The organism is Colwellia sp. (genome assembly GCF_013214175.1).
In the GTDB taxonomy this organism is placed as follows: domain Bacteria; phylum Pseudomonadota; class Gammaproteobacteria; order Enterobacterales; family Alteromonadaceae; genus Colwellia.
In genome coordinates, this window is record NZ_JABSPA010000007.1 from 251,741 (window position 1) to 272,160 (window position 20,420).

Below are 20,420 nucleotides of genomic sequence, written 5' to 3' on the forward strand. Positions count from 1 at the left end.
GTGATACTAGAGCATAAGAGGCAAATAATGCCTAAACCTTGTGATGGAAGTTATACCGACCATCATGCTGTGCTTTTCAACGCTCTTTTTAAGTTCTCTTCTTCTATAGGTAACTTTAAATAGTTTTCTCTTATATTTTGGTAAATGGTACTTGATACTTTTCTTTAACTTTCACCAACTGTCTGTGTAAATCACTTTGAATTTTACTTATCGCCTCAGTCCCATATAAGTTATGCATTTCACTTGGGTCTGCAGCAATGTCGTACAGTTCAAAGTGATCAACACCCACATCTTTAAAGTGAATCAATTTGTGAGTATCCGTTCTTATGCCTTCTTGTTTAGCCACTTTGTGCTCTTTTTCTATGCCTTCATAGTAGTGATAATAAAGTGAGTCACGGTCAATCGGCTTTTGCTCAACGAGTCTATCTTTTAATGAAACACCTTGAATGTCTGCAGGGATATCTATGCCAGCAAAGTCTAGAAATGTCGGCGCGTAGTCAAGGTTTTGTACCATTTCAGTAATAACTTGCTTGGCTTTAATTTTTGCTGGGTAGCGTATAACCAAAGGTGTTCTCATACTTTCTTCGTACATAAAACGTTTATCAAACCAACCGTGTTCGCCGATATAAAAGCCTTGATCTGAGGTGTAAACCACTATGGTGTTTTCTGCTAAACCTTGTGCATCTAAATAATCTAAAACTCTACCAATATCTTTATCCATGGAATAAATTGAACTTAAATAATCATGCATATATCGACGGTACTTCCATACTAATAAGGCTTTAGCATCGCCTTTGACATTTTGGTACTCTTTGTTTAATTCTTGATAATAAGCATCCCATTTCTTTTTTTGGCTTGGTGTCATTCGGCCATATAAAGCTTGCCACTGATGGCCCCAACCCAAGGATATATCGGCTAAGTCACCAGCATAATCGGCTTCGCTTAACTTCAAGTCATAGGATAAGTACATGTCATTTATTTCTAACTCTTGCAATTGAGCCGCTGGTCGGTTTTTATAATCATCAAAGAAATTATCGGGTACCTGTAGATCTGAGGTATCAATAACGCCCAAATCATCAACGTTAGGCATCCAGTTTCGGTGTGGCGCTTTATGGTTGTAAATCATGGCAAACGGCTTTGATTTATCTCTGTTCTGCAAAAAGTCTAAGGCTAAGTCGCCGGTTTTTATCGTGGCATAAGCACCAAGATAGGTATTTTCATACTCAGTTTTTATTACCCTGCCATGTTTATTTTTAATGTCCTTGGTAACCGTGATTTCATTTGGTTTGTTGGTTACAAACACAGGAGAGTAGTAATGGCCTTGACCACGTAAAATTTCCCAATAATCAAAACCAACAGGTTCAGAGTTCAAATGCCACTTGCCTACTACGGCGGTTTGATAACCTGATTTTTGTAGATACTGTGGATAGGTCGGTTGAGTACCATCAAAAGAACTGTGGTTATCGGTAAAACCATTAATGTGGCTGTGCTTGCCTGTGAGCATTACTGCACGTGATGGACCACAAATTGAGTTAGCAACAAAAGAGTTTTTGAAAAGTACGCCTTCATTAGCAATGCGATCAATATTAGGGGTATTAATGAGCTTACTTCCATAAGCACTTATGGCACGTTCAGAGTGATCATCAGACATAATAAATAGAATATTAGGACGGGTGTTTTTCGCTGTATTTTCAACATCACTCACTTCTGTTAATCCTTCACTGGCAGCGTTTGTCACTTGTGGTTCACCGGTAAGACAACCAGACAATGCAGGTATGATAATGAAAGAGAGTAATGCCATTCTCCCTACACCTGCCAATTTTATATTTTTCACATTCATACGCTCACCCTTCTATTTCCAAACCTGTTAATCAACGAATTGCAATCAGTTTGAACCTTAATGAACAATGGTGCTATCGGCGTATCCGGTATAAAACCGTGGGGAATAAGGAAGGTAGATATAGGGAAAGCCCTACTATAATAAATCACTGATTAAATCAGGATTTACCTATATTTTTATAGGCTTAAAAAATACAAACTAAATGTACGTTACCGAAATGGTTTTAGCAGGAGTTATACCAGACAGAATAATCAAGGTTCACTAAGTGAGCCGTGTTTAATCCCCCTTGGTATTTATTAATTATGGATAATAAGACGATTCAATTTGATCTTTATTCTCTGCTAATGCAAGTAGCCCATGAAGAGTGCGAACTTATCGGAATAAAACTTATAAATGAAGGAGGCACTTACTTTATAGGGATCTCATGGCTGGTCAAAGGAGAGTTTTTTTTCAGAAGTTTTAACAAATTAACACTGCTGCTTTTAACCGAAATTTATCTTCCTAAAATGATTTTAATTCGACCTCACTGGCAAGAACAGCTTAATCATTGGGCAAAAAAACCAACAAGCATATTATCCTTAGGTAAATTAGGCTGCGCTTGATATTCAATCATTTAATTAAGGCAAAGAAATGAAAAAAATACCAGTTAGTATCTATAGTCTCATTATCCTATTGTTAGTTATTGTCACTGGCTGCGACGTGATAAACAAGGACATACAACAAAGTGATATCCAACAACTCACTGACAATCTTAAAGTTAACTATGAGCTAATTGAGGTAAAGACAAACTGTGGTTGCTTAAATGATAAATCACTAGATAAATGTTATCTCTTTCAGCTATCACTCACCATGCCTATGGCATTTAATAAACAGGGCTGGGAAATATACTTCAGTCAGAAAAACTTAATAATAAAGGCCGAAAGCCACAATTTCGCTATTGAAAAAATAAATGGTGAGTTGCACCGTCTATACCCAAAAGAACAATTTAAGGGCTTTGAGCAAGAGAAAATTATCCGCATTTTATTAACTGCTAAAGCCGTACAATTAAAAGATGCCTTGTTACTGCCAAATTTTTATGTGATGAGCAAAGGCTTAAAGGCCACAGTAATAAAAAACAGCCGCTAGATAAGATAGCAATTCACCAGCCCCCATGTCATTTACATATAAAATACACTAAACAACACTTACCCTCTCCAGTTACAACCGTGACTAAAGAAAACAAAACTCAAAAAATCAAACAGATAGACACAGCTAAAAAGCCAACCACCTTATGAGTTAACGCTTTAAGTAACTCTTACGTCATTTAAAAACATAAATAACACTTTCCTTAAATCAAGTTAAGGTGTACATTATCATTAAAAGACACTATGATGATTTACTAAAGCTATGAGCATACTGATATTTGTAGCTGCCAAAAGGAATAAACTATGATGAAGTCAATCGTTTGCCAACAACCCGGTGAGCTTAATTTTTTAGAAAGTAAAAAGCCACAACCTAAAGCTGGTGAAGTATTACTTAAAATTCGCGCTATTGGCGTTTGTGGTACTGATATCCATGCCTACGGTGGTAATCAACCATTTTTTACCTACCCACGTGTACTTGGTCATGAGCTTTCAGGTGAAATTGAAGCGCTAGGTGAAGGTGTTGATTTACCTCTTGGCAAAGCCGCTTATGTTATTCCTTATTTAGAATGTGGCAAATGTGTTGCTTGTCGCGCTGGTAAAACTAACTGCTGTACTGATATTGAAGTAATTGGTGTGCATCGTGACGGTGGTATGTGTGAATACTTATGTTTACCTGCATCGCATGTAGTGATCACTGAAGGTGTACCTTTTGATCAATTGGCTATAGTTGAATGTTTAGCCATTGGCGCTCACTCGGTTCGCCGTGGTGAAGTATCTAAAAACGATACCGTATTGGTATTAGGCGCTGGCCCTATTGGTTTAGGCGCTGCTCAATTTGCTAAAGTTGCCGGTGCTAAAGTCTTTGTTGCTGATGTAAACGAAGATCGCTTAGCCTTTGCAAAACGTGAATTAAACATTGATGCTACAGTTGATTGTAAAGGCGATGTAAAAGCACAACTTGCAGCGCTTACTGATGGCGATTTCCCCACAGTGATTATTGACTGTACTGGTAATCCAGGCGCAATGCAGTCGACCTTCGGTTGGTTAGCACATGGCGGTACTTTGGTATTTGTTAGTGTTGTTAAAGCAGATATTAGCTTTAATGATCCTGAGTTCCACAAACGTGAAACTACCCTGAAAGGCAGTCGTAATGCCACTAAAGAAGATTTTGAACACGTAGTTGCTTGTTTAAGTAACGGCACGGCAAAATCAACAGCTATGGTAACTCACAAAACCAGCTTTGATGACTTCCCTACGATATTTCCTGAGTGGGTAAAACCTGACTCAGGTGTTGTTAAAGCAGTTATTGAAATTAACTAAAATTAACTGAAATTAGTTAACACTCATTGAATTTAGCTTAAACAAGTTGAGATTAATTAACATTATTAATCTCAACTTGTTTCAAGCGTATAAGAAGCTCTCAGAGGTCTGTATGTATATCGATGCCCACCACCATTTATGGAATTATGATCCCGTTGAATATGACTGGATTGATGATTCTATGGCTGTTTTGAAGAAAGATTTTCTTATTAAAGATCTTGAAAAGACGCTTTATCAAAATGGCTTTTCCACGAGTGTTGCCATACAAGCACGCCAGTCTATGGAAGAAACCTTGTGGTTATTAACGCTTGCTGAGCAAACAGATCTCATTAAAGGCGTTGTTGGCTGGATAGATCTACAAAGCGATACGCTAGCACAACAATTAGATGAACTTGCTAAATACAAGAAATTAGTAGGCTTTCGCCATGTTCTCCAAGGTGAAACTGACCCTACTTTTATGCAAAACCCTGACTTTATTCGTGGTTTAAAAATGCTCGCCGATAGAGGTTATCGTTACGATTTATTAATTTTAGCCTCACAATTACCTGCCGCAGCAGAAATGCTCGAGCAAGTACCAAATTTACACGTGGTTATCGACCACATTGCTAAACCTAACATCAAATCAAGAAATGACTTTGATATCTGGCAACAAGGTATGGCGGTACTAGCGCACAATAAAAACTGTTATTGCAAGCTTTCAGGCATGGTCACCGAAGCGGACTGGCAAGCTTGGACCCGTGCTGACCTGCAGCCTTATATGAAAACGATTTGGGATTTATTTGGCCAACAAAGAATTATGTTTGGCTCAGACTGGCCAGTTTGTTTAGTGGCAGCCGAGTACCAACAAGTAAAACAGCTGGTTGTTGATTTTGTCAGTGAACAAAGCCCGCAAGCTAGCAAGTTGATTATGGGTGAAAATGCCCAGCGTTTTTATCAGCTTTAACAGCACTTATAACGTCCAAGCCCAAATTACCAAGACATATTAAACAGCTGTTTCTAAAAGCCAAAAGTAGTAAGCGTTATGAACAGTGCGCTTGCACTAAAAGCTAGTTGATTAGTCCGTTAGAAAACACCTAATTATTTGAAAATAATAAAGTGTTGAGAACTAAGTAAAGAGTACAAAATCATGAGCATAGAACAACCAGAAGTAAGAAGCTTTATTCAAGTCCATAGTAAAGATACTGTTGCCGTGGCGCTTGAGGACTTAGCTAAAGGCTCGGTTATTTCGGTAAACAATCAAAATATCACCTTGAATGAAGATATAGGTCGTGGTCACAAAATTGCGTTAAGCGATCAACAGGAAAATGAACAAATCATCAAATATGGTTATTCAATTGGCTATCTAACATCTGCTATTCAAGCTGGTGATTGGGTACATAGTCACAACTTAAAAACTTTACTAAGTGATGACGATAAATTTTCTTACCAACCAGCGAATCATGTTCTGGCTAATGTTAGTGAAGAAATGCCAACTTTTATGGGCTACCCACGTGCCAATGGTTTGGTCGGTATTCGTAATGAATTATGGATAATCAACAGTGTCGGCTGTGTTAACAGCCTAGCACAATCATTAGTACGCCAGTGTAAAGCACAATTTAGTGAACTGGCCGATGATTTTCTCGCCGTTACCCATCCTTTTGGCTGTTCACAATTAGGCGATGACTTAGCGCAAACTAAACAACTACTGGCATCACTTGCAAGTAACCCCAATGCCGGTGCCGTGTTGTTTTTAGGTTTAGGCTGTGAAAACAACCAATTATCAGCCCTGGTTGCTGATTTACCAAGCGAAATGAGCGAACGTATATCTTACTTCAACGCCCAAGAAGTAGATGATGAAGAAGCTGAAGGTATGGCTCATATTGAAAAATTATTAGCCACCATGGCTAATGATAAACGCATTGCATGCCCTGTTTCGAAACTAACACTGGCGATGAAATGTGGTGGCTCTGATGGTTTAAGTGGTTTAACGGCTAACCCTTTATTAGGCCGTATCAGTGAAAAAATGGCCGCTTATGGCGCGACCGTTATTTTAACAGAAACACCGGAAATGTTCGGCGCTGAGCAAGTATTGATGAATAACGCGGCTAACGAAGGCGTTTATAACGACATAGTAAAACTTGTTAATGGTTTTAAACAATATTTCATCGCAAACAAACAACCGGTTTATGAAAATCCATCACCAGGCAATAAAGCCGGCGGTTTAACTACTTTAGAAGATAAGTCGCTTGGCGCCATTCAAAAAGGTGGTAATGCACCGGTACAAGATGTCATCAAATATGGCGAAAAAGCTACCGCTAAAAATGGCATAACCTTATTGCAAGGCCCTGGCAATGATGCCGTATCTTGTACTGCCTTAGCTGCAAGTGGCGCCAATATGGTGCTATTTACTACCGGTAGAGGTACTCCTTTAGGCGTACCTGTTCCGACAGTGAAGATTTCTTCAAATAGCAACTTAGCAACACGTAAAAAACATTGGATTGATTTCGATGCCGGGCAACTGCTACGTCTTGATAAAACTCAAGATGAATGTACGCAAGAATTTTTTGATTTATTACTCGAGATAGCCTCAGGTAAAGCCACTAAAAACGAGCTTAATCAATTTAAAGAAATTTCAATTTGGAAAGGCGGCGTTACCCTGTAAGGGCTAAGCCGATAAATAATTATGAACTTATCTAATAAAGAACCTAATAAAGAATCTAGTATAAAATTAACAAACAAAACTGTAAAAAATGTAGCTGAGAACTCAGCCGCTAATGGCTCGAAAATAATCACTCCTCAATACGATAGAGAAAATACCGAAATAGGTATTGTCCATTTAGGACCTGGCGCATTTCACCGTGCTCATCAAGCGGTATATACAGAAAATGCCATGAACTTAGTCGGCGGCAACTGGGGCATTTGTGGCGTTTCACTAAGAAGTGCTACCGCGCGTGATGTATTGGCTAAACAAGATAACTTATATACCCTAGCCATTTTAGATAAAGAAATTAATTATCAAATCATTGGCTCGATTAAAGAAGTACTCGTTGCCAGTGAGCAACCTGCACAAGTGATGGCTCGTTTAACTGCGCCAACGACAAAATTAGTAACGTTAACCATCACTGAAAAAGGCTATTGCCTTGGAGCTGATGGTCGACTTGATTTACAACACGGTGATATTGTTCACGATTTAAGCAATCGTAGTCAACCTATCAGTGCTATTGGTTATATAACCCAAGCCTTAGGACAACGAAAAATTAACGGTATTGCTGCCTTTAACGTACTAAGTTGCGATAACGTTTCTGGCAATGGCGATAAGTTGCGTCAAGCTGTAATCGATTACGCCACGCAATTAGATGCCGGTTTGGCCACTTGGATTGAAGTTAACGTTGCTTTCCCTAATGCCATGGTAGATAGCATCACCCCTAAAACGGAAGATTACACCGTTGATAGTGTCTCAAATGCTATTGGTGCCCGTGATGAATGGCCAATTCAACGTGAACAGTTCACCCAATGGGTGATTGAAGATAACTGGAACGGCGAACGCCCTGCTTGGGATAAAGTTGGCGTAGTGTTTACTTCTGATGTTGAAGGTTTTGAAAAAGCTAAATTACGTTTACTTAACTGTTTACATTCAACCTTAGCCTATGCAGGCTCACTTGCTGGTTTTGAAACTGTTTTTGATGTCACCAGTGACGATGCTTTTTATCAGTTTATTTGTCAGCTTGCCAATGAAGAAGTCATTGGCTCATTTGTACCACCAAAAGAACTTGATGTAGAAAGCTACAGTAAAGAAATTATAGAACGCTTTTTAAACCCTGAGATCCGTCACTTATTGGCGCAAATAGCATGGGATGGCTCGCAAAAAGTACAAATGCGCATATTGCCAATCATAGAAGATAATTTGGCCTTAGGTCGCTCAACTAAACTGCTATCTTTATCACTTGCTTGTTGGTTTGAATTTATTTGTCGTGCTTTAAAAGACAACAGAGAGATTATTGATCCCCTAGCGGCAGAATTTGCCAGCATGCCAGCATTGCTTAGTAATGACAGCAGCGAGGTGGTTGCCGCCTTCTTAAGTATTGAATCAGTTTTCGGCCAAGATTTGAAAAATAATAGCGCTTTGAAAACACAACTAGCTGACAGTTTATCTGCATTACGCATTGGTGAAGCTCGTCAAATCAACAACATTGTAGAGAAATTATGTTAAATCCAAGTTTTGCAGCATTAGTTAAAAACAGCCCTATTTTACCGGTATTACACATGGAAAGTGTTGAGGACGCTGTGAATGTCAGTCGCGCTTTATACAAGGGTGGTATTACTTGTGCTGAAATCGTTTTACGCTCGCCAGTTGCACTTGATTGTATTAAAGCCGTCAGTGAGCAAGTACCTGAGATGACAGTGGGTGTTGGTACCTTAACCACGCCACAACAAGTAACAGATTCAGTCGCTGCCGGGGCTCAATTTTTAGTAAGTCCTTCATTTACTAAAACCTTAGCAACTGCGATGCTTGAGACTGGCTTGCCTATGTTACCCGGCGTAGTAAGCCCTTCTGAAATTACTCAAGCATTAGAATTGGGCATTACAGAAGTGAAGTTTTTCCCCGCTGCACAATATGGTGGTGCAAAAACCATTAAGGCATTATCGAGTGTTTTTAGTCAGGTAAAATTTTGCCCAACCGGTGGTGTAAGCCTTGACAATATGGCTGAGTATTTTTCCAACAAGAGCATTTTTGCTGTAGGTGGCTCTTGGATGGTACCTAAAGATCTTATCGCTAAAAAAGATTGGGCTGCTATCACACTTTTAAGCAAACAAGCTATTGACGCGATTAATAACTTGGATAGATGCGCATGAGCACCGTCGTAAACAAATGCACGAGCAACATCATAGTAATGGGCGAATGCATGGTCGAGTTCGGCCGTGGTGTCGGCTGTACTGGAGAAGATAATCTTTATAAAAAGAGCTTTGCCGGTGATGTATTCAATACCGGTATTTACATCAAACGTTGCGTTAAAGAGCAAGCCAATGTTAAGTTTTTAACCGCTATTGGCAATGATGAAAATAGCAATGAAATGCTCGCCATGATGGAAAAAGAGTCACTTGATAGCAGCTTGGTCTATAAATCGACTAGTGCACAAATGGGCTTGTACTTAATTAATGTCGACAGTGAAGGTGAACGTAGCTTCAGTTATTGGCGTGAAACCTCAGCGGCTAAACAAGTGGTTAGGTTTCTTAGTGATGATTTAGATAACTCAGCGCTGGAAAATGTTGATAGTTTCTTTTTTTCCGGCATTTCCATTGCCATTTTATCTGAAGGTGATAGACAGAAGTTATGGCGCTTTATCTTTCAACTTAAAGCATCGGGTACTAAAATCATCTTCGATCCTAACTACCGACCAATGTTATGGAGTACGCTCAATGAAACCAGAGCCGCTTACGCCACAGCGTTTGAACTAGCAGATATTGCCCTACCCGGTGTTGATGATCATATGGTGTTGTACAATGCCAAAAACGCTGAAGATGTTGCCGGTTTTCTAGAGCAATTTGCTATTAGTGAAATCATTATTAAAAATGGCTCTCAAGGCATGTTATTAAGTGTTGACGGTATCCGCAGCTATATTGATGTTGACCCAGTTAAAAATGTCGTTGATACCACCTCGGCTGGTGATGCTTTTAATGGTGCCTACCTGAGTGCAAGATTATTAGGAAGATCTGCTGAGCAGTCAGCAAAGTTTGCCGCTAAGGTATCTGCATGTATCATTCAGCATAAAGGTGCCATTGTTGATGAAGCGGTATTTTCTCAGCAATTACTAGATTATCCAATGTAGGTTAAGAACTAGGTAAGTCAATTCGTCATTCTCGAGGTGTCTAGTCGAGAATCCAGTTTTTAGGCTTATATTTCGAGCCTTTTAATCCATGGATCTTCGACAGGACACTTCGAAGATGACAGTTAGAGGGTTCGAAGATGACAACTGCAGTTGTTATTGCTCTAAAAAGACAGCTTCACTATTTTACTAAGGAAGCGACTAAGGAAAATATATGAAAACCACACGCCATTGTTTAGCGACAGATTTAAAAGATAACCCTGAGTTAATCGAAAAATATAAACATTACCATCAGCCTGGTAACGGCTTCCCTGCTGTTGCTAAGAGCATCCGTGATGCCGGCATTGTCCAGATGGAAATTTATTTAATCAACAATCGTTTATTTATGATTATGGATGTTGATGATTCATTTGACGGCGCAGCGAAAGCCAAAGCCGATGCATCTTGCCCAGAAGTACAACGATGGGAAACCTTGATGTGGCAATTTCAACAAGCACTGCCATGGGCAAAAGATGGCGAAAAATGGTTACCGATGGAAGAGATATTTAAACTTACTGAGCAACCATAAATTAGCTCCCGCTCACTGGCAACGGCCCTATAAAATAAAGGCTCTAAATGCCTTAAAGCTTTCTAAAGAGATTAAACATATATAAGGGAGTGCTATTGCACTCTCTTTTTTTTATCTTCACTATTTTTACTAGCAAATGACTTCTCCTGCCATAATATCTAACTTTTCTGCAATACTGCCAGCAAGCTTTACACTACTTTACATAACCCACAAAATAGACAATACCCATATAAATCAGTTACAAGCATCTAATTTGAGACAAACAAAAAGTATAGTTCAATAACATCTATTGACAAAATGCACACAAATCAATAATGTACTTTATAAATAATGCACACTATATTATACATGATTAAGGTAAGGTAATGGTCCCTTTCAAAAGCAAGTTGATTATTTCATTAGGCATTTGCACTTCATTGATACTCTCATCAAGCGTTAATGCACAAGCTAATCCACAAGAGAACGCTAACAAGGCAACAACGACCCCCAACAAACCAAATATACTTTTTATTCTGGCCGATGATTTAGGCAAAGAGTGGATCAGTGCTTATGGCGCTGAAGATATATCTACGCCTAATATTGATGAACTTGCAAAGCAAGGCATTCGTTTTGATAATGTTTGGTCACATCCACAATGTACGCCGTCGCGTGTTTCTTTAATCACTGGCCAATATCCTTATCGCAATGGTTGGGTAAACCACTGGGACTCACCTCGCTGGGGCCAAGGTTATTTAGATTGGCAGCAGAACCAAAGTGTTGCAAGAATAATGAAAGGTGCAGGATATGCAACGGCGGCTGCGGGCAAATGGCAGGTTAACGATTTTCGTATCGAGCCTGAAGCCATGACCAAACACGGTTTTGATGATTATGCCATGTGGACAGGTTATGAAGCGGGTGTACCTGCCAGTGCCGAGCGTTATTGGGACCCTTACATCCACACCAAAAAAGGTAGCAAAACTTATCCAGGTGAATTTGGCGAAGATATTTTTTCAGAGTTTTTATTAAACTTTATTAAAGAAAATAAAGAGCAACCTTGGTTTGCTTATTTTGCCATGAACTTACCCCATGCGCCTTATACAAGCACCCCGCATAAACCAGAGCTCGCAGGCAAGCTTGGCTCTAAGCTCGACAAGCATAAAGCCATGGTTGAGTATGCTGATTATATTTTAGCTAAAATGATCACACGTCTTGAAGAGATGGGTGAACGTGAAAATACTATTATTATTTGGACAACTGACAACGGTACCAATAAGAGCCTAGTGGGCACACTTAATGGTCGTAAAGTACGCGGTGGTAAACAAAAAACCACAGAAAATGGTATTAACTCACCCTTTATCATCAGTGCACCAGGACTAATACCAACAGGTGTAGTTAGTGATACCTTAATCGATTTTACTGATATTTTACCAACCTTTGCCGACTTAGCTGATGCCAAAATCCCAAGCGATTACCAACTCGATGGCAAGTCTTTCGCGCCCTATATTCTTAACAAGCAAAAAGACGGCTCACGTAGCTCTATACTTTCTATGGGTGGCATGAATGAAGCACAAGTGTCAGAGCAAGGTATTGAAAACAAGTTTGTCTTTAGAGACCGAGTAATTCGCGATAAACGATACAAACTATTTGTTAATGCCACACAACCACTAACTTATAAAAAACTGGTTGACTTGCAAACGGATCCTGAAGAAAAAATTAACTTAATCAACAGTAATGACCCACAAATTATTGCCGCAAAAGCAGCATTAATTAAAGTTGCCCAAGCGCAACCTAAACGTGATAACGATCCTAAATACCGTAAAAGACAAGCATTAAGTTGGGATAAACCTGTGACAGTAAAATCACAAGTGTGGAAACAGTAGCGGTTAGATTTCCAGGTACAATCGAATAAAAATCACGAATAAATAATATCGAATAACGATTAGTTTTTTATACGTTAATAAGAGAGTCAGATAAAGGAATCAAGATGTATTTTCTAAAGAAAACCTTAACAGGCATTAGCGCTTTAGTGCTGAGCCTGTCAGCAATTGCCGCTCACGCAAGCGATGAACGTCCTAACATATTACTTATTTTAGCTGATGATGTTAGCCCTGATATGTTTAGTGCTTATGGCCATGAAGGCGCTGCTAATACGCCCAATATAGATAAACTAGCCGCGCGTGGCATACAGTTTAAAACCACTTATGCTACGGCAAAATGTGGCTCTTCTCGTGTTGAAATTATGACCGGGCGGTACGCCCAAACTACCGGCGTTTATACCAACGAAATCTGGCTCGGCAATGCCCGTAAAAAAGTGTACAGCGACAACGTGCCTTTTAGTCGTATTTTAAAAGATGCTGGCTACGCTACCGGCATTACCGGTAAATGGCATGCTGGCATGCAAATGCCTTATGAAGACGTACTCGCTTTTGATGAGCATGCGTTATGGGAAGGCCCAAATGAAATAGCTAAGCTTAAAGGCTCGCCTAAGTTTACTGGTTTAATGGAAGACAAAAAAACCACCTCTCGCTACTGGCACCCAGGTTATGTAAAAAATGGCAAGTTACTTGATACCAAGCCTTTAGATTTCAGCCTTGATATTGAAGCTGATTTCATTATGGAATTTATGGAAAAAAATGTAAAAGCGGGCAAACCGTTTTTAGCTTACTGGCCAACTGTTGCGCCTCATGGCACTCGTACCGGTATGCCAACTAACCCACTTAGAGGTAAGCCAGGTCTTTTAGGACAAGGTCGTATCAAGAAAAAAGACAAAATCCCAGGTGAAAACCAAGCAAGATTTGTCTCTCTAATTGAATACCTTGATTTAAAAGTCGGTGAAGTTGTTAACAAAATTGATGAGCTAGGCATTGCGGATAACACGGTTATTATTTTCTTATCTGACAATGGCACAGCGGTAACCGCTAAAACGCGTGGTGTAGAACGTGGCTCTCATGTCGTTCAAATTGTCGCCGGTGCAGGTATCAAAAAACGCGGCCTTACTGACGAGTTATCAGATTTTTCTGATATTGCCCCTACCCTAATTGATTACGCAAACGCATGGGACTTTGTTCCTAAAGGCCATACATTTAACGGTAAAAGTCTCGTACCTTTTTACCAAGGCGAAACGGATGAACACCGTCAGTGGATTTATGGTTATGCGGCAACCTCACAATTATTACGTACCAAAAGCTACATGCTTGAAGTAGTCAATCCAATAATGAGTATGCCCCGTGGCCGTTTTTATTACACAGGTGAGAATCGCTTTGGTTTTGGCTATGAGTTAGTAGACGGTAAACCTGAGCATGCTAAAGCACGAGCAAAGTTTGATGATATTTTAAAGAACTTGCCACCACTAACACGTGAACATGATCACTGGCAGACAAAGTCAGGTAAGCGTGTGTTAAAATCATTAGCGAAACCAAAAATCATCGAAAAGCATTTATATAATCATCAAGATTATAAACGCTACGATGAGAGCTATCTTGGTGATAAGAAGCTTGGCGGTTAAGCTGTAGTAGATCATGTTTTATTTAATTCTTTAAATATGAGTGCTGCCCTATCATATTTGTGATTAGGTCAGCTAATGCCCCCTCTAGCATTTTCTTTATTTGAAAAAAAAGCCCTCTAGGGGCTTTTTTGTAGCAGACGATAATAACTAGTCCGTCCTATTGATAAGTAATCTCTTATATTCAAGTACACAGGCATGATAAACATTTTCGGATATTTCGTTACCAAAACATCGGGTATGAATGAATTCACCGTCAGCTTCATAAACACTTGAATTATATAAGATATATTTTATTTTTTTCTTACCATATACCATGGCTGGAAAGTTAGTAAAAGCTTCTAATTTCGCCAGCTTATTCATCATTAGATCTAAGCATGACTTGTCGAATTGAAACTCAGACACATGATGACCAACATATTCTTCTTCTGTGTAGCCCAATATATTTAATTCATGCTGGTTAGCATAGTTAATTATGCCTTCAGGTGAAACAGTATGGATGCCAATATTGGAATTTTTAATAAAGTCTGTAGGGTTTTCTGTAATCACTCGATCATCCACCTTAATTATTTGCTCTACATTAAGCATATTCAATATTGGTTACTGGGTAAATCTAATAACAAATAGCCCAGTTAAACCTTAGCGGGTTGAACTATATTCGTTGTGTCTTTTTAGACTGACACAAAAAAAGGGCGAACGCCCTTTTTATTTACCTATATACCATTAAAAATATATTGTTGAAAATATTTATTCTAAGCCATGAGCTGAACGTAGTAGTGTTTTCTTGGCGGTATTTAGGTGAGTTTCCATGGCAGTTAAAACACCCGAAGTATTATGTGCTAACAATTGGGTAATAATGGCAACATGTTCTTCTAAAGCAACTTTGTTTCGCTCTAATTCATCGCCTTTATTCCACTGGTAGTGGTAATGACAGATGAGTGATACCACATCAAAAAATTGCATGAAAAATCGGTTACCCGAGGCCCGTTGTACAATAAAGTGAAATTTACGATCTAGTTCACTCAATTCGGTATAACGGTTTTCTACCTCCGCTAATACTTCAACATGCCTATCAAGAAGTTCTGCTAGCTCTTGCCATACGTCATCATCAGTAGGCATAGCCATTAATTTAGTTATCGAACTCATTTCTAGAATACGCCTGAACTCAACTAACTCCAGAGCGAATTTTTCATCAAACTTGACCATTTTCCATTTAGCTCTAGGCTTTTTCTCGATCAAACCAAAGCGTGAAAACTTAATCAAAAATTCTCTAACCGTAATGGTATTACAGCCCGAAGACTTAGCTAGCTCTAATTCAGAAAACTTATCACCAGGCAACAATTTTCCATGATTGATTAGGTCTAAAAAGTACTTTTCAATAATTTCTTCTTTTGAAGAGACACCATCACTGGTATCAAAATAATCAGTTTCAACAGGAGCGCGCACGACAACCTTGTGATTATCATTAATTTCAATAACACCTTTTTTCTCAAGTTCCTTTAATGACGTTCTAATGGTAGTACGACTAACATTTAGCTTTTTAGCTAAGGTATTGTCTTTTAATATGATGGCATTAACATCATCAAACTCTGAAATCGACTTTAAGATATTGTTAGTAGTGGTTTGAATCAGGTGACTTTGCATTATCATATCCTATGTATTATAAAAACAATTTATCTAAACTTACTGTTGTTTATTAATAGTAACATCATAAATATGAATGTATTGATAATAATTGTTGTTTTTATCTCGCATTAGACAAAAACAACTAACTATTATCAATAAGTCAGGTATAGCGATTGATTTAGCCATCAGCTGCTTTTGGTCAAAGTTGAATACTTGCACCATCGATTTGCAGCTGACCTTTATTAGTTTGATAATTCCACACTACCGTCAGCGGGAAAATTTTGCAGGAACAAAGGTTGATGCTACTGTTTCAGAGCCAACAAGCATGGCAATGTTTTCACTTGCCTTTGCTGTTTTGCTTATAGAAGAAAGCCGTTAGCTGCGGGTAAAGGCGTTAAATAGCTTAAGCTATATATACTTAATCTTTTCTTGAGCTAAGCGATTTAAGTTACGTAACTTCCCTTAACTGAGAAAATACTATTAACAAGTCATACACTAATTTAGTGCATGGCTTTTTTATTCGCTTAAATTAATTTTTATAGCGATATTCCTTAGCCTAGCAACAACTTTAATAAGCTATAACTACCCGTGCCATAAAAGTAAAAAGGCCAGACTATCACTAGCCTGGCCTTCTAGTTGTTAAAACACTAAAGATCTAAAACTCTATACAATTTTAAATATCGATTATGCCAAGCCCAATAAGTTGGTTAATAAATACGACGACGGTATACACACATAAGCAACAACAAACCAGCTAAGTAATAAATACTACCACCTGAAGATTCACTAGCACTGTCATCGTCTGTGCTTACGCCCGTTCCATCATCAGTGCCTGAGCCCGTTCCGTCATCAGTGCCTGTGTCAACTTCGCTAGCTGCTACGGTAATAGTCAAGGTGGCTGTTGCCGAAGCGCCTTTACTGTCAGTCACTTTAACAACAAAGCTATTTTCTCCAATATCTGTTGACGCAGGTACCCCAGACAAGCTTCCTTCAGCAGAAACTTGCAACCACTCGGGTCCTGAAACTATAACAAAAGTGATTAAGTCTCCATCCATATCACTGGCATCATCAGCAAGAGAGGCAGAATATGCGGCTGCTTCAGTACCGTTTACCTTACTAAAGCTCGCATCAGTAAATGCTGGCGCGCTATTAACATTAGCAACAGGCACTTTATATTCAATGATCAGCTCAGGTTTATTACCACCTTCTTTAGATACCAGCTCTCGACGCGAATCATTGGCATCACGTTTTAAAGCTAAAGATAACAATCCGTTGCTAGTAACCTGCCCTGTTAAATCAAATTCTTGCCAACTGTTTTCCAGAACATCTGCGCTGACAATAGCAGCCCCGATAACAGGTTGATTATTCCAAGTGATGCTAGCCTCATCCCAACGGGTATCACTGACACTATGAACATTAACACCACGACTTTTAGTACCTTCATTATAAAGCTTAAGTTTGGCCGATATAATAGTCCCCGGCACATCAACATCAAACTTCAAGAAACCAAAGCGCTGTTCATAAGCACCTCCTGCGGCTAGTGGAGTTACAAGGCGAATTACAGAGTCATTACCCTTATTGCTATCTGGAGCATTATCATCAACATAAGCATCAGCAACTGGATTAAACGAAGTAAATACTGGCGAGGCCTCAACGGTAAAGCTCCATTCATCACCGGTTATTGTGCCACTTGGAGTAACAGCATCAACTCGCCAGTAATAGGTTTCGCCAACAGTTAAAATACCAGGAGAAAAAATATTATTAGTTTGCTTACCTTTTGCGGTTAATGAATCTGCACTCGTGCCAAAATAGACATCATAAGACATTGCGGTATAACTATGACGCCACATTAAATCAGCATCTGTTTTTGTAGTGCTACCTGCATCAAATGGAATGGGATATGTGGCTGAGTTTAACTGACGACCCGGGATCCAATAGTTGTCATTTCCTGCCTCGTAGCTACCAATATCGGGTGCTCCACCTTGGGTAGGGTGACTAAAGTCGGCGTCGCTAATTACTTCACCTGCATCTATTAAACTAGAGCCAGCTACAGGTCGGAAATCGTGGTTCGTTGGGTCACGTAACAAGGTTTTTAACACTGTGGTTTCGTTAACACCATTAAAATTACTCGTCACAATACCGGGAATAGCAAGTTCACTGATACGGTGCCCTGAAATAGAGTCCGAAGCATTGTTAATGGTTTTAGTGAATTCATTACTTTTATCGCCATTATCAGCAATATCATCTAAGACGATTAAATCAATATTAGTGTTATCAAATAATAGATTATTATAATGCCTGTCATCTATACCTTTAGGGTTTGCACCACTACTGTTCCACACTACGTTATGATGTGAAAAGCCATTTTTACCCCATGACGGTGGCGGGATGGGCGCATCAAAACGAAAGCCATATTTAGGTGTATCGTGCAGCCAATTATGGTGAACTACTGTACCATCTTGGGCATCAATGCGGATTTGTAGTTGTGCGCCATCACTTTGCGCATATCCAGTATGATAAATGTCATTGTATTGTGCGGTAATACTGCTGTTAGTACCTGAGCCATTAAGTGCTGTAGCAATAGTTTCTGAAGTACCCGCATTACGAATGGTATTTCGACTAAGCAGAGTATTATTACCATGAAAAACAATACTCGCACTGGGCGAGTATGCTTCTGTTGCTGCCCAATCTATGTTTTCAAACAAAGAGTTTTCTACTAGGCTGTTATCACCTTTTATTAGAAAAGCTTGCGAGTCAGAGTTTGTTATGGAAATATTGTGCAAAACAAAGTTACCCTGCCCTGCGCCATTGGTTAAACGCAACATTGAGGCTTTAGCGTTAAATTCACCTAAAGCGCGCTTAGAAACACCACTGTAATTAAAGTTACAATCTTCGATGGTGATTGACTCACTCGAGGTCAGCTCTATGGTAGTTGCAAAGAAATCCAAACCTTTAATAGTTACATAGTTCCAGTTATTGGCATCAATAACAAATTGTTGCGTACGGGCACGAATGTCACCGGTAGGTATACCGCCATTTGGCGCCCAAAGATAAGCCATATTGTTACCTGCATCGATATGCCATTCTTTATCTTGATCGAGTAGGCTTAGCGCCCCTTGCAAGAAATAATAACTTTTACTACCCCAAAAAAACGTTGTAGTGCCATGATCAAAAGCATTACTGCCAGCGCTATGGGCAGTAACTTCACGGGTGTAAGTGTCAAAATGGCGAGTATTAGCAATAACAACAGCACCAGTAACATCGATATTTTCAGCCGCTAAGTTATGAACACTTGGATCGGTATCTATATGACCATTAGTAGTGCTGGCATCAAGGCCTTTAGCCCAGACAGCTCGGCTGTAAACACTGTCATCATCAAAACGGGCATTGGGCCAACGAGCATTCACCATCATTTCGTCATTAACAAACAACTGCCATGTTGGCTCGTTGAGCTGTAACTTATAGATGTCACCAGCATGTTGAACCCAGCTGCCAGTCGCAATTGTACTCACTGCAACTGTGCCATCAAAGGTGACTTTTTCACCGTTATAAGACTGGATAATAATAGGATTAAGTGCTGTACCACTAATGCTGCCTTGAGTGATTTTCTCATGGTAACTACCTTTGCGAATATTAATACTATCGCCAGCTGTTACCTGAGTTAAGGCAAAGTTTAATGATGCCCAAGGTTGGAGAATAGAGCCATCATTGCTGGTTAGGTTATCGACACCGTTACTAGCAACAAATAACTCACCGGCCGATGACGGCGTAGAAAAGAAAAGTGCAGCACAGATAACAGCTTTACCGTATTCAGTGAAAGTATATTTATTGACTGGGTTCTTATGTCGACCGCTTTCTTTATTATTAGCGGCATTCTTATTGATTATCATATCTACCTCGGTTTAACTATTACGATTGTTTTTTGCTGATGGTAATTATTAACAAAAAACACAAAGTGACTCCTATATATAATAATCAGTTGTGAGTTATTGTAAAGTTAATGTCTACAAAACTTACTATGTCATTAACTATGTAATGCTTTAAAACAGATAAAATGAGTAAACAAACATAAAAAAACCTAGCTTACTTAATAAGCTAGGTTTTTATTAGTTATTCGGGTTATCGATAAATAATGATCAGTTAATTTTTATCAGCAGCTCTTTGCGCTTTATAGTATTGATTCATAGTTTGCATTTTATCCTTGCCAATTATATCTTTTATTTGACGATTACTATTTTTATTAAAAGGTTTAGTTGCCGCCTTAAAGGCCTGTTTATCACCTTTATAATCTGTCATTGCAGCTAAAGTATTTTGTTCTTTGGCTAACAATACTTTATAAACTTGCGCTTCTTCACCTGCATTTAACTCGACAACCTGAACAAAGTCAGCGGTTTTTTTCTTAGCGCTACTCACTGCTTTATCTGATGTAGAAACAGCAAAAACTGCGGTTGAAATAAATAATAATGCGCTTAGTAATAATGTTGTAATCTTAGCCATGGTACACCTGTTAATAATGTTTTTAAGAATAATAGTTTTAATGTAAACACTGTTAACTTAACAAATAAAAACACCTTTAAAAAGTGCTTTTTAAATATAAAACACACCATAAGACTATGGGTGACTTACCAAATAGATTACATAGAACATTAGAGGTTCA

General features: G+C 38.9%; 17 protein-coding genes. 12 read left to right on the plus strand and 5 right to left on the minus strand.

From position 1 onward, the window contains the following. Positions 1-130: 130 nt before the first annotated feature. Positions 131-1,840, minus strand: coding sequence for a sulfatase (locus tag HRT55_RS16755; RefSeq protein WP_291623040.1), 1,710 nt, complete (start codon positions 1,838-1,840; stop codon positions 131-133). A 302-nt stretch (positions 1,841-2,142) separates the two neighbouring features. On the opposite strand from HRT55_RS16755, the gene HRT55_RS16760 reads away from it, so the two are divergent. From HRT55_RS16760 to HRT55_RS16810, 11 genes are all read left to right on the plus strand, one after another. Then, positions 2,143-2,442 (plus strand): hypothetical protein, encoded by a 300-nt coding sequence (locus HRT55_RS16760; RefSeq protein WP_291623041.1) that lies wholly within the window; start codon positions 2,143-2,145, stop codon positions 2,440-2,442. 28 nt (positions 2,443-2,470) lie between these two features. Continuing rightward, complete coding sequence (locus tag HRT55_RS16765) at positions 2,471-2,965, plus strand: carbohydate-binding domain-containing protein (RefSeq protein ID WP_291623043.1); 495 nt, start codon at positions 2,471-2,473, stop codon at positions 2,963-2,965. A 302-nt stretch (positions 2,966-3,267) separates the two neighbouring features. Continuing rightward, a complete protein-coding gene (locus HRT55_RS16770; protein ID WP_291623045.1) occupies positions 3,268-4,284 on the plus strand; it encodes a zinc-binding alcohol dehydrogenase family protein in 1,017 nt (338 codons plus the stop codon). A 112-nt stretch (positions 4,285-4,396) separates the two neighbouring features. Then, entirely contained in the window at positions 4,397-5,227 is an 831-nt protein-coding gene (locus tag HRT55_RS16775; protein WP_291623047.1) for an amidohydrolase, read from the plus strand. 183 nt (positions 5,228-5,410) lie between these two features. Further along, positions 5,411-6,925 carry a UxaA family hydrolase gene (locus HRT55_RS16780; protein WP_291623049.1) on the plus strand — a complete coding sequence of 505 codons (1,515 nt, stop codon included), beginning with the start codon at positions 5,411-5,413 and terminating at the stop codon, positions 6,923-6,925. Between the two features lie 21 nt (positions 6,926-6,946). Next, positions 6,947-8,473: a mannitol dehydrogenase family protein gene (locus HRT55_RS16785; protein WP_291623051.1), complete on the plus strand. Its 1,527-nt coding sequence runs from the start codon at positions 6,947-6,949 to the stop codon at positions 8,471-8,473. Then, positions 8,467-9,117, plus strand: coding sequence for a bifunctional 4-hydroxy-2-oxoglutarate aldolase/2-dehydro-3-deoxy-phosphogluconate aldolase (gene eda / locus HRT55_RS16790; protein ID WP_291623053.1), 651 nt, complete (start codon positions 8,467-8,469; stop codon positions 9,115-9,117). Before HRT55_RS16785 ends, eda begins: the two co-directional genes overlap by 7 nt. Further along, a complete protein-coding gene (locus HRT55_RS16795) occupies positions 9,114-10,091 on the plus strand; it encodes a sugar kinase (protein WP_291623055.1) in 978 nt (325 codons plus the stop codon). The genes eda and HRT55_RS16795 overlap by 4 nt, the downstream gene beginning before the upstream one ends. Before the next feature lie 211 nt (positions 10,092-10,302). Beyond that, positions 10,303-10,656, plus strand: a complete 354-nt coding sequence (locus HRT55_RS16800) for an L-rhamnose mutarotase (RefSeq protein WP_291623057.1) — start codon at positions 10,303-10,305, stop codon at positions 10,654-10,656. Between the two features lie 365 nt (positions 10,657-11,021). After that, positions 11,022-12,515 (plus strand): sulfatase-like hydrolase/transferase, encoded by a 1,494-nt coding sequence (locus HRT55_RS16805; RefSeq protein ID WP_291623059.1) that lies wholly within the window; start codon positions 11,022-11,024, stop codon positions 12,513-12,515. A 104-nt stretch (positions 12,516-12,619) separates the two neighbouring features. Beyond that, on the plus strand, positions 12,620-14,140 hold the full coding sequence (locus tag HRT55_RS16810; protein WP_291623061.1) for a sulfatase-like hydrolase/transferase: 1,521 nt from the start codon (positions 12,620-12,622) through the stop codon (positions 14,138-14,140). Positions 14,141-14,287: 147 nt separating this feature from the next. Here the strand turns inward: HRT55_RS16810 and HRT55_RS16815 are convergent, their stop codons facing one another. Beyond that, positions 14,288-14,686: a PAS domain-containing protein gene (locus HRT55_RS16815; RefSeq protein WP_291623063.1), complete on the minus strand. Its 399-nt coding sequence runs from the start codon at positions 14,684-14,686 to the stop codon at positions 14,288-14,290. 198 nt (positions 14,687-14,884) lie between these two features. After that, positions 14,885-15,781: a GntR family transcriptional regulator gene (locus HRT55_RS16820; protein WP_291623065.1), complete on the minus strand. Its 897-nt coding sequence runs from the start codon at positions 15,779-15,781 to the stop codon at positions 14,885-14,887. Positions 15,782-15,872: 91 nt separating this feature from the next. Between HRT55_RS16820 and HRT55_RS16825 the strand changes: the two genes are divergently transcribed. Further along, positions 15,873-16,142: a hypothetical protein gene (locus HRT55_RS16825; protein WP_291623066.1), complete on the plus strand. Its 270-nt coding sequence runs from the start codon at positions 15,873-15,875 to the stop codon at positions 16,140-16,142. A gap of 328 nt (positions 16,143-16,470) precedes the next feature. On the opposite strand, the gene HRT55_RS16830 is transcribed toward HRT55_RS16825, so the two are convergent. Both HRT55_RS16830 and HRT55_RS16835 read right to left on the minus strand, forming a co-directional pair. After that, positions 16,471-19,653, minus strand: a complete 3,183-nt coding sequence (locus tag HRT55_RS16830) for a DNRLRE domain-containing protein (protein ID WP_291623068.1) — start codon at positions 19,651-19,653, stop codon at positions 16,471-16,473. Between the two features lie 250 nt (positions 19,654-19,903). After that, entirely contained in the window at positions 19,904-20,260 is a 357-nt protein-coding gene (locus HRT55_RS16835; protein ID WP_291623070.1) for a hypothetical protein, read from the minus strand. Between the last annotated feature and the right edge of the window lie 160 nt (positions 20,261-20,420).